General features: G+C 59.8%; 12 protein-coding genes. 1 reads left to right on the forward strand and 11 read right to left on the reverse strand.

All coding sequences use genetic code 11. The annotated features are described in order from the left end of the window. Positions 1-24: 24 nt before the first annotated feature. From HMPREF3169_RS02275 to HMPREF3169_RS12605, 11 genes are read right to left on the reverse strand one after another with little or no spacing between them, the layout of a single operon-like run. Positions 25-1,083 (reverse strand): hypothetical protein, encoded by a 1,059-nt coding sequence (locus tag HMPREF3169_RS02275; RefSeq protein WP_070455589.1) that lies wholly within the window; start codon positions 1,081-1,083, stop codon positions 25-27. A 41-nt stretch (positions 1,084-1,124) separates the two neighbouring features. Further along, positions 1,125-2,021, reverse strand: a complete 897-nt coding sequence (xerD, locus tag HMPREF3169_RS02280; protein ID WP_070455590.1) for a site-specific tyrosine recombinase XerD — start codon at positions 2,019-2,021, stop codon at positions 1,125-1,127. Beyond that, positions 2,018-2,656 carry an NUDIX domain-containing protein gene (locus HMPREF3169_RS02285; RefSeq protein WP_070432945.1) on the reverse strand — a complete coding sequence of 213 codons (639 nt, stop codon included), beginning with the start codon at positions 2,654-2,656 and terminating at the stop codon, positions 2,018-2,020. The genes xerD and HMPREF3169_RS02285 overlap by 4 nt, the downstream gene beginning before the upstream one ends. Next, positions 2,657-3,577: a copper transporter gene (locus tag HMPREF3169_RS02290; RefSeq protein ID WP_070455591.1), complete on the reverse strand. Its 921-nt coding sequence runs from the start codon at positions 3,575-3,577 to the stop codon at positions 2,657-2,659. Next, positions 3,577-4,761, reverse strand: coding sequence for a putative cytokinetic ring protein SteA (steA, locus tag HMPREF3169_RS02295; protein WP_062034945.1), 1,185 nt, complete (start codon positions 4,759-4,761; stop codon positions 3,577-3,579). The genes HMPREF3169_RS02290 and steA overlap by 1 nt, the downstream gene beginning before the upstream one ends. Positions 4,762-4,787: 26 nt before the next feature. Continuing rightward, a complete protein-coding gene (gene recN, locus HMPREF3169_RS02300; RefSeq protein ID WP_070455592.1) occupies positions 4,788-6,464 on the reverse strand; it encodes a DNA repair protein RecN in 1,677 nt (558 codons plus the stop codon). A gap of 33 nt (positions 6,465-6,497) precedes the next feature. Beyond that, positions 6,498-7,379, reverse strand: coding sequence for an NAD kinase (locus tag HMPREF3169_RS02305; protein WP_061926116.1), 882 nt, complete (start codon positions 7,377-7,379; stop codon positions 6,498-6,500). Continuing rightward, positions 7,376-8,185: a TlyA family RNA methyltransferase gene (locus HMPREF3169_RS02310; protein ID WP_061926114.1), complete on the reverse strand. Its 810-nt coding sequence runs from the start codon at positions 8,183-8,185 to the stop codon at positions 7,376-7,378. The genes HMPREF3169_RS02305 and HMPREF3169_RS02310 overlap by 4 nt, the downstream gene beginning before the upstream one ends. Next, on the reverse strand, positions 8,185-8,346 hold the full coding sequence (locus tag HMPREF3169_RS13065) for a hypothetical protein (protein ID WP_168162613.1): 162 nt from the start codon (positions 8,344-8,346) through the stop codon (positions 8,185-8,187). The genes HMPREF3169_RS02310 and HMPREF3169_RS13065 overlap by 1 nt, the downstream gene beginning before the upstream one ends. Continuing rightward, on the reverse strand, positions 8,337-9,320 hold the full coding sequence (locus HMPREF3169_RS02315; protein WP_061926111.1) for an HAD-IIA family hydrolase: 984 nt from the start codon (positions 9,318-9,320) through the stop codon (positions 8,337-8,339). Before HMPREF3169_RS02315 ends, HMPREF3169_RS13065 begins: the two co-directional genes overlap by 10 nt. Before the next feature lie 2 nt (positions 9,321-9,322). Beyond that, on the reverse strand, positions 9,323-10,342 hold the full coding sequence (locus HMPREF3169_RS12605; protein ID WP_061926108.1) for a tetratricopeptide repeat protein: 1,020 nt from the start codon (positions 10,340-10,342) through the stop codon (positions 9,323-9,325). Positions 10,343-10,685: 343 nt separating this feature from the next. On the opposite strand from HMPREF3169_RS12605, the gene HMPREF3169_RS13225 reads away from it, so the two are divergent. After that, on the forward strand, positions 10,686-10,962 hold a 277-nt coding region (locus tag HMPREF3169_RS13225; protein ID WP_210387440.1), incomplete at its 3' end, for a hypothetical protein.

Raw genomic sequence — 10,962 nt, forward strand, 5'->3', positions numbered from 1 at the left:
CCCTTTCATCGCGATCAAGCAAGACTATCCAGTCTCTTGACTTGATTTACGGCGACGCGAAAGCAGCCATCCCAGCACAATTAAAAGCAGAACGCCGCCGGCACCAATAGCCCACGGAAGAATCGAAGAACTATTCTTCGAATCCGCATTGGCACCTTCACCGGAGCCATTGTCAGGGTTTGGTACTTCTCCGGCAGTTTCCTTATTTGGGTCCGTCAGCGTCACTACGAGCACCGCCGCGTTATCGGAATCGCGGACCAGCTCCATGATGAACGGGTTATCCGGGGTTTGGCCTTCCGGATAGGTCAACTCAAGCGTGCGCGAGGACTTATCCACCTTGCGCTGAACGCCCTTGATGAACTCGCCCTTCGCATTGAGATAGCGCAGCGTAACGCCAGCCTCGTCAGTGTCCTTGAAGCGGTTATACAGATCCAGAGCCTGCATCACGCCCATCTGCGCCGTGATGGTCTGGCCTTCAATCGTTGCGTCCAGGTTGATGTACTCCGCCTGCGACACATCGACTCCACCTGCTGCCGCCGGATTATTCGCAGGGTCACCGCCTGGCACACCGCCCTGGGCGCCATTGTCACTAGCAGCGCCACCATCAGCGCCAGTCCCGGAACTAGAATCTTCACCAGCAGAACCACCGTCGCCGTTATCACCGCCGCCAGCGCCCTCACCGCTACCGTCACCAGCACCGCCGCCATGCAGCACTGCCCCGCCGTCTCCACCATTGGCGATGTCCTCGCCTGCATTATTCAGGTCTTCCTGGGTGACCGAACCATCGGCCACGAGCGTCAGGCTAATGGTCGTGCCTTCGTAGGTTACCGGCACCGTGACTTGGCCGCCTTCGGGCGGTGCGGTAATCGTGGCTGATCCGCCGGAGGCATTGATGTTCCAGCCCTCACCGGCATAACTTACGTCCACAGGGACCGGTAAAGACACGGTCGAAGTTTGGCCCGCTGGGACAGAGACTGAGGCGTCCTGTGCCTGCGCAGGCGCTACCGCCAGCACCATCGCCACTACCGCTGTTGCGGCAGCCAGCTTTGCCCCGCGCGTTACACCGGCAAGATTTTTCAGCATGTTCTACTTACTTTCCTGTCTATTTTTAAATTCGTTTAAGCCTAAGCCCTGGGATGCGCCGTGCGCCAGACTTCGCGCAGAGAATCCGCAGTGACGTGGGTATAGATCTGAGTCGTTGTCACCGAGGAATGCCCCAGCAGCTCCTGCACGGTACGCACGTCCGCACCGCCTTCTAATAGGTGCGTGGCAAAGGAGTGGCGCAGCGTGTGCGGTGAGATTGACTTTTTAATCCCGGCCCGCGCGGCGGCCTGTTTCAACACCGCCCATGCGCTTTGGCGAGACAGATTCCCACCGCGCGTATTGAGAAATAGTGCATGGGACTTACCCTTCGACAGAACCGGCCGGCCCCGCACCAAGTACTCCTCCACGGCCTTTTGCGCCTGTGATCCCACCGGAACCAAGCGCTGCTTATCGCCCTTACCGGTTAGCATCAACATGCCATCGTTTTCGGTTACATCATCAACAGTTAAAGAGGTGACCTCCGTGATGCGTGCACCCGTGCCGTAGAGCAATTCCAGCAGCGCACGGTCGCGAATATCAATCGGAGTGGCCACTTCCCCCGTAGGCACCGAATCGAGTAGCTTTTCTACCTCCTCAATCTGCAGGGTTTCCGGCAGGTGCTGCGCATTCTTCGGAGGAGTCACTTCACTAGCCACATCCACATCGAGGATGCCCTCAGCCACGGCGAACTTGTGCAGCCCACGGGCGACGATGAGAGCCCTGCTTGCCGACGACGCGGCCATCGAGCCGCGCAAAAACTTCAGGTAGTTTTCAACCATGCCACGGTCGACTGCCGCTAAATCATCCACCCCATTGTCAGCCAGCCAGCCCAAATAGCGACGCACATCCCTGCGATAGTTGCTCAAGGTATTGGCCGAAGCGCCTCTTTCCACCGCTAGGTGGTTGAGCCACGTCGCAGCTAGTCCCTCCGCCTTCACAGCTTCTTCAAGTCAGGGCCAGGGCGACGCGCAGCCATCGCGGTCGGGCGCAGCTCGAAAGGCTCGTCCACGCTACGCGTCTTGCGGCCGCCGCGATAAACAACATAGGCCGCCAAGATGCCGGTGGCCGCTATCGAATTGACGATGTCACCAGAAATCACTCGATCGACCGCCTCATCAAGCGGCACCCACGCGAAGTCCATGTCGGCTTCCTCATCGCCTTCAGCATCCATTCGCGGGACAGCACTTAACCCACGGGATAAAAACACGCGCACGGCTTCCTCGCAGAAGCCCGGCGAGGTGATTATATCCGCAAGCACGGACCAGTCTTCAGCGGCCAACCCGGCTTCTTCCTGCAGTTCCCTCTTCGCTCCGGTGAGTTCGTCCTCCCCCTTGATGTCGAGCAAGCCAGCAGGAAGCTCCCACAGGCGCCTATCCGCACTACGGCGATATTGATTGACCATGGCGATGCGCTCTTCATCATCCACCGCGACGATAGCCACAGCGCCAAAGTGCTCTACTACCTCACGGTAGGCGGTGGTCCCGCCCGGCATCACTACTTCGTCCCGGCGCACTGCGATAATCGGGGCGTCGAGAAGCAGCTCACTGCTGCGTACCTCGAAGTCATGAGCCATTTAGAGATCCTCCGGCAGGCTCGGCGCCGCCGCATCGGCTGAGGAAGCAGCACCATAGGCACCCTTGCCTCCGTCGAGCTGCTCCTTTGCCGCCATAACCGCAGCCATGCGCGAGGTGGTGCGGTCGATGGAGTCCACCGTCGAGATATCGGATTTGGCCTCACGCAGCTTGCCAATGACGCGATCTTCGGCAGCCTGCTCTACGCGTGTTGCCACCACAGTGTTTCCGCCGGCCGCGTCTAGGGCCTCTAGGAAATTGACCGTCTGATCGGTGTAGTAACCAGGAAAGCCCTTACCACCGACGTAAACCACGGCCTGTGCAGGCAAAATAGTCCCGTCTTCATAGTCGATATAGCCAGCATCGCGCAGCGCCTGCAGCAGGTTCGCACGGTCCTTGGTAGAAGATAGTGGCTCGGTGGTCTTCGGGTCCATCAGCAAGGCCGCGGCCAGCGCCTGACCGGAGTGCGTGCCTGCATCTACCTTCTTGGGATCAAGCTTGGCACCCGCCGGCAATGCGCTAGTAACCAAAGAAAGCAGCTTATCCGCGCCCTCCTGGCGGTAGAACTCGTCCGTTAGCTTAATCTCGCCAGCGTCTTCGGCATCCGCAGACTTGAGCAAGCTACGGATTGCGCGCACGTCGCCCTCGCTGGCTTCCCCAGTAGAGATAACCAGCACGGGACGCTGCGCCAAGCTGCCATCAACTACGACGGGAGCCAGTTTGTCAAGGACGGAGTCGCTAGAGTCTGCCTGTGCCTTAAGCACTTCCTCATTCTGAGCCTTCTTCTGGAACTCCTCGCGTAGCGATGAATCGCCTCCGGCGCCGCCCGACGGCATATTCGGAGCAATCGCCAGCGCCCCCAAGGCCACGCCCACGGCGGTGCCGAAACCAAGACCAGCAACAAGAAGTGACTTACCCGCCATTACTTAAACCATCCTTGCACGCTCAAAGCAAAGTTATTCCAGGTATCGATGAGGTTCTGACCGAAGGAAGCGTCGCCGCCCAAGCCCACGATGATGACTATCACGGCCAGCGCAACCAGGATGCCAAGCAGAGCCCAGAGCCATCCGATGCCGCCGGAGCTCGGGTTGGTGTAAAGGTTGATGACGGAATCGGCATCCACCAGGCGCGTGCCCGCCTTCATACGGGAAAGCATCGCAGCCGGAGTAGCGTGCTCTTGCTTAGCAAAGATATCGTCCAGGTCCAGGGAGCGCCCGACCTGCACAATCATCTGGGCGCCGTGATAATCAGCCAGCAGCAACGCAAGATCGGTGGCGGAGTCTGTTGCCGCCGGGAAGGTCATCGCACCGATGCCTAGGTCTTGGATGCGCTCAAGGCCCTCCGCGGTGCCGTCTGGATCTGCAGGCAAGATAACGCGCGCACCGCAGCGCAGAGTCTCGGAGCTAATCTCGGAAGGATCACCGACAATAAAATCCGGCTTATAGCCCAAATCCACCACGGTATCTGCTGCAGAATCCACACCAATGATGATCGGTTCGTATTCGCGGATGAAGTTGCGCAGCAGCTTCACCTTGTTGCGATGGTCCGTGGACGGCGAGACAACCAACACCTTGCGGCCTGCCATCTCAGTGCCGGAATCCGGAACGCCCAGGCCGTCGATAAGCAGCGGACCCTCGGAATGGATGAACTCGATGGAGTTGCCGAAGAAAGCCTCCATATGGTCAATCAGCTCGCGTTGTGCGGAGGAAAAATTCTTCTCGGCCTTCTCGCGGCTCACAACCTTGCCCGTGGCCACCTCGGTATCGCCAATGAAGACGGCGCCTTCCTCATTAATCCGCGCCTTCTTGCCGTCCTTAAAGCTGGAGACGAATTCCTCGCCCACGCCCTCGATCAGGGTCACACCAGCGTCCAACAGCATGTGCGGGCCGTAGTTCGGGATGGACCCGGTGGTAAATTCTGCGACGTTCAGGACAGCTGCAGGCTTGATATCGACCAGCATCTGCGCTTCCTGACGGGAAATATTGGCGGCATTGATGACGGCAAAGTCACCTTCGACGAACTTCTTCATGCCCTTTCCGCCCGGGGTGCAGTCACGCAGCGCACCGTGTTCACCAGGCAGATCGGAGTTACGGGAAAACAGACTCATGTCTGCCATTGTCCCCCGTCACAAACTTAAATTGTGGAAGGCGCGCGGAACGCTGCCACTTCTGCCTGAGCGCGATCGAACAATTCCTGTGCATGCGCGCGGCCGGTCTCCGTATCATCCAGACCCGCGAGCATGCGGGCAAGTTCTTCTACCCGCTCGCTAGCGCTGAGATCGCTGACACCGGAGGTGAATTTCTCCTTCGAGACATGCAGGTGACTATCTGCATAGGCGGCAACCTGTGGCAGGTGGGTGACCACGATGACCTGGTTGGAGGTAGCTAGACGCGCTAGGCGACGCCCGATTTCTACCGCGGCGCGGCCGCCCACGCCGACGTCGACCTCGTCGAAGACCATGGTCGCACCATCTCCATCCGCCAGCACGACCTCCAGCGCCAGCATGACGCGGGAAAGCTCGCCGCCAGAGGCCGCGCCTGCCAGCGGCTTGCCGTTGAGTTGAAACTCCACCTCGTCGGCCCCGGTCTTGGAGTACTTCGCTTCCCGGATTTCCACGTTGAGCGCGGAATTCGGCATGGCAAGTCCGTGGATTTCCTCGGTGACCTGCTTACTTAGGTTTTTCGCGGCCTTCTTGCGGGCCTTGGTCAGCGCGCTGGCCTTAGCTACCATTTGTTTCTCGGCCTCCATGACCTTAGCCTTGAGCTCTTCCAAAACCTCGGCGGAGGTGTCCATGGAGTCGAGTTTTTCTGCCGCGGCGTCACGCCAAGTCAAAACGCCGTCGATGTCTGCGGCATACTTGCGGGTCAGCTGCTTCAGATCTTGCTGACGGCGCAGTGATTCTTCGAGCAGGTTTGGGTCGGCAGGAAGCGATTCTAAGTACGTGCCCAGCTCGGCGGCGATATCGGAGACCTGGCTGGTGATATCGCTCAATCGTTCGCCCAATGCCGCGAGCTCCTTATCGCTAGAGCCCACCAACGCGGTGCTGGCACGGCCCAACAATGCGGAGGCAGCCTCGGCCTCGCCAAAAGAATCATCGCCGTCTACGGCCGAAAGCGCGGTCGCTGCCGCCTCGCGTAAGGTATCAACGTCCTGCAAGCGCTGGATGAGGGTAACAAGCTCGGTGTCCTCGCCCGGTTCTGGGGCGACCTCACCAATTTCATTGATTGCAAATTGCAGGCGATCTACCTCTTGCGCCAGCTCGCGGCGCGATTCCGTGCGGCGCTTATAGTCCTTGGCTAGGTCGCGCCAGGTGCGAAAAGCCTCGGTGTAGGTCTCGCGGACCTTAGCAATTGCAGGCTCCGAACGATCAACCGCGGCCAATTGCTGTTCGGGGGCAAGAAGACGCAGCTGATCGTTTTGGCCGTGCACCGTTAAAACGTGGGAAGAAAAATCACCCAGCGTTGCAGCAGGCACCGCGCGCCCGCCCAGGTAGGCGCGGGAGCGGCCAGCCGCCGACACCGTTCGGGAGGCGATATATTCGCCATTCTCGTCAGCGACGCCACCGACGGACTCCACGACCTCGGCGGCTGCCGCACGACCTGTGGCAAAGCGCCCCTCCACTGCTGCTTTCTGTGCACCGTCACGCACGCGGGAGGCGTCGGCACGGCCGCCAGCCAGAAGGCGCAGGCCGGTGACAACCATGGTCTTACCAGCGCCGGTCTCGCCGGTTAAGACGGTAAGGCCTTCCGCGAACTCCGCCGCAGAGCGCTCAATGACGCCTAAGTCCTCGATAGTGATATCAACGAGCATGTCTGTGCCACACCTGCCTTTCTTTTAAAAAGCCTAGCTTTGCGGGCCGCGCCAGCCGTGCACTGGCAATCGGAGCTTAGATACCAACCTATCCGTAAAGGGTTGGTCATCCAGGCGCACCCACTTGACCGGATGCGCACCGCGGACCGCCTCCACACGCGAACCAGGCGGCATCGCGATTTCGCGGAAACCATCCAAGATGACGATTGCCGGAGAGGTAGCCGAGGCCGACTCTACCGCGACCTTGGACAGTGGAGAGACCACCATCGGCTTGGTAAACAGCGCGTGGGCGTTGTTGGGAACCACGAGGAGTGCGTCCAGGGATGGCCAGAGAACCGGGCCGCCGGCGGAGAAGGCATAGGCGGTGGAACCAGTCGGCGTGGAAATTAGCACGCCGTCGCAGCCAAAGGAAGATACCGGGCGGCCATCGATTTCCAAGATGGCGTCCAGCACACCGGAACGGTTGAGGTTTTCAATGGAGGCCTCGTTGAGTGCCCAACCGCGCTCGATGAGCTTGCCTGAGCGGTCAGTGACCTCGACGTCGAGAGTAAGGCGGTCCTCTACCTCGTAGTCGCAATCGATAACGCGCACGAGCGCGCGCTCCAAGGATTCCGCTTCCCATTGCGCGAGGAAGCCCACGTGGCCCAGGTTGATGCCCAACACCGGGACATCGACTGCGCGAGCCATGTCGGCAGCACGCAGGAAGGTGCCATCGCCGCCTAGGACGAGGACGAGCTCGCAGCCTGCGGCCGCAGCCGGGGTGTGCTCAACGTGCTGCAACTCTGGCAGCACGTGTTCCGGCGCGCTGACGCGGACCGTGATGCCGGCCTCCTGGAGAATCTCAGCAGCGCGGATAGTGGACTCGAGGTTGTCTGCACGGCTGGCGTGCGGGACAAGCAGAATTTCGCGCTTCACTGTGGCCCTTCCTCAATGGCGGTGCGCACCATCTCAGCGATATCTTCATCTTTGGTTACCTGGCCGTCTTTGACCAGCCACAGGAAATACTCCACGTTTCCGCTAGGTCCCGGGAGCGGTGAGGCTGCCACGCCTTTGACGCTAACCCCCAAGGTCTGCGCAAAGCGCGCCACCTCCTCAGTGACCTCCTGACGCAGCTCCGACGAACGAACGACGCCGCCAGCGCCGATACGGTCTTTGCCGACCTCAAACTGCGGCTTGACCATGGGCAGCAGCCATGCGCCCTCTGCCATCACATCGACGATGGCGGGCAAGACCAGCTTCAAAGAGATGAAGGAAAGATCACCCACCATGGCATCACAAGGCCCCTCGGTGATGTCTAGATCAAGATTGCGGATGTTGGTACGGTCGAGTACCTTTACGCGCTCGTCGTTCTGCAGGCGCCACAGCAGCTGTCCGTAGCCCACGTCGACGGAGAGCACCTCGCGAGCCCCTTTTCGCAGGCACACGTCGGTGAAACCACCGGTGGAGGCGCCGGCGTCGAGAACACGCTTATCTTTCAAGTCGACGTCGAAGGCCTCAAGCGCCCCGAGCAGTTTATGTGCTCCGCGGGAAGCCCAGTCATCATTGTCAGCCGCCTCAACCTTGATGGAGACTTCCGGCTCTACGACGGTCGCGGGTTTGCTGGCCTTGAATCCGCCCACGGTAACGCGGCCGGCCTTGATCATCTCGACGGCCTGTTCCCTAGAACGAGCGATCTTCCTGCGGACGAGTTCTGCATCCAAACGACGCCGTTGTGGTGGCATTAGTTCTCCTGCAAGGCCTCACGCAGCACGGCGTGGGCGTTATCTAGTTGGGCTACTTCTTCGCTGAGCGACGTCGCGGGCTGGCCCAGGATTTCAGACATCGCGGCGTCGACTTCCTCGGTCGCCATGACGGCGCGCGGATCGTGTGGCTTTATCGCCATGCAGCTACTGCCTTCTCAGCAAACTCGCTGCGCGGCTGGATATAGCGTGGCGGCTCAGGCATGGCCCAGGCAACCTCAAGAACGGTGCGCAGCGCCTGGATGGAGGTGGATTTTTCGTTTCCGCCCTGCAGCACAATGTCATATCCGTCGCAGCGGGCGCGGAAATCGCCCTGTGCGCCGGGCTTTGCCACCGCGACGGGCAGCGAGAGCTCGTGGAAGCCCGCACCGATGAAGTTCGGGCGCTGGGCTACCGGAGCCTCGATGAGCTCCAGCTCTCCCGATACACCGGTGAGCACGTGGAAGGTGTCCATCGCCGCTGCATTGCCACCGGCAATATCGGTGTCTAGGCGGTCGCCCACGGCAAGAGGTTTCTTCGACCCGACCTTTTTCGCCGCGTAGGTAAACATTGCAGGCTCCGGTTTGCCGGCGGAGATGGGCTCCACGCCAGTCGACGCCGCGACTGCCCCCACGAGGGCACCATTGCCCACGGCGAAGCCACGCTCGGTGGGCAACGAGGTATCCAGATTGGTGGCGAAGAACTTAGCGCCGTTGTTGATGGCGTAAGCAGCTTCGGATAGCTCCTTCCAACCAATCGCCTTATCCATTCCCTGGACCACTGCTGCGGGCTTATCCTCGGCGCTGTCTACCACCTGGTATCCAGCTTCACGCGTGAGCGTGCGGAAGGACTCTGCACCGATAACGAGAACCTTGGAGCCAGCCGGGATTTCCGAGGCCATGAGCACCAAAGAAGCCTGAGCGGAAGTCACGATGTGTTCCGGATCGGCTAGCAGACCGATCTCAGAAAGCATCGAAGCCACAGCCTCCGGGCTCCGGGAGGCATTGTTGGTGACGTAAACGGCGGGAACGCCACAGGAGTTAATAACATCCACGACGCAGCGCAGCGGCTGGCCGCCTTCCCAAACGGTGCCATCGAGGTCGAGCAAAAGCGAATCGTGGGCTTTGAGAATATTCATGACTAGATCTCTGCTAGGCGTTCGGCGGCGTCGGTCCAGTCTCCTTCATCAATTTTGACTGCATGCTTGAACCACTCCTTGGCCTCGTCCTTGCGGCCTGCTTCCAGCAGCGCATTGGCGTAGGCATAGGACAAGCGGCATGCGGAAACACCGCGGTCTTCCTTGTTGGGGTTAGCGCGCTGCATGGTCACAACAGCAGACTCTGCCTGACCCATATCGATGCGTGCGCCGGCGACGACGATGGCAAGCTCGATTGCGGAATCGCCATCCAACTCGCGTGCTTCCTCGCTGCGACCAAGCTCGACCGCTTTTTCCGGACGCCCCAGGCCGCGCTCACAGTCAGCCATTACGGCCAGCAGACCTGGACCACCGGAGATTCGACGGGCTGCGCGCAACTCCGACAGGGCTTCCTTCCATTCGCCCGCGTGGTACGCCGCGACACCATTGGCCTCGCGGGCGACGGCTACACGACCGGCACGGTCCTTGGCGGCTCGCGCATGACGCAGTGCCAGCTTTGGATCATCATCCATCCAGGTGCCGGCCATAATCAGGTGCTTAGCGACGGCCTCCATGTTCTCCTTGGACAAAGAGCGCAGGTCCTGCAGCACCGACGGATCCAAGTCCTCGATGTTGATATCGGAAGGCAGGTCTGGGTCAGTCATACGACGGTTAATGCGCTCTTCGCGGTAACCGGAACGCTGCGGATGTGCCCTATCGAAGCGCTTACCGCCATTACCGCGACCGCGGCGATCATTACCGCGTGCGTCATTGCGACGGTCGTTGCCTCGACGCTCGTCGCGATTTCCACGGCCACCGCGATCGTTGCGGTCACGAGAGCCATTACGGCGCTCCCCATCCCAACCGTCGCGGCCGCCGCGACGGTTATCACGGCTATCGCGGTCCTCACCACGACCGTAGCCACGGCCACCACCACGGCGGTTGTCACGGCCACCGTTCTTGCGGTCACCGTAGTTCCCACGGCCGGAGCCGCCCTTACGATCGTTGAAACTGCGCTCAGACATCTAGCCTTACTCTCTTCTTGATTAAAACTCGTCCGTTACTACCGGCCTAGTTTACAGGCCATAAAGGACAAGACAGAAACCTCTACTCTACGCACCACAAGCGCTAGAACCAAGCGGGGCCCTATCCTAATCAACCATCGAAAGCCGCATTTAAACTCAGAAGCGGACAGAACCTGCATTCGAACCATCGACGCCATGAAATCTAGCGGCCGCAACGCTTCTCGATGGTTTGAATGCAGGTCCCAACTCTTCATCCGCGCGGAACCAATCTCTAATTCACTCTGTTTTTAGGCACAGTGACAATTTAGAAGGCTGATCCGTATAGTACTTAAACCACGCGACAATGAACACCGCAGTTACCTGGGATAGTTCATATGGTGAACAAAGCTGCATTCGACCCATCGAAGCCGCCGAAACATGTTGTTATAGACCTGTTGGATGGTTCGAATGCAGGCTGGCCAACGATAGGCGTGGGAATGTCGTGCCGATAGTCGTGGCCGGATGGTGTTGGTTCAATGGTGGAAAACGGAAAGAAGGAAGGGAAGCAACCGTAGTAGTTGCTTCCCTTCTTTTTTGTATTGAGTTATGTGTTTATTGTTTTATGTCGGCGGTAACTTACT

The sequence above is a fragment of the Corynebacterium sp. HMSC08C04 genome, assembly GCF_001807495.1.
GTDB classification, from domain to species: Bacteria; Actinomycetota; Actinomycetes; order Mycobacteriales; family Mycobacteriaceae; genus Corynebacterium; species Corynebacterium simulans.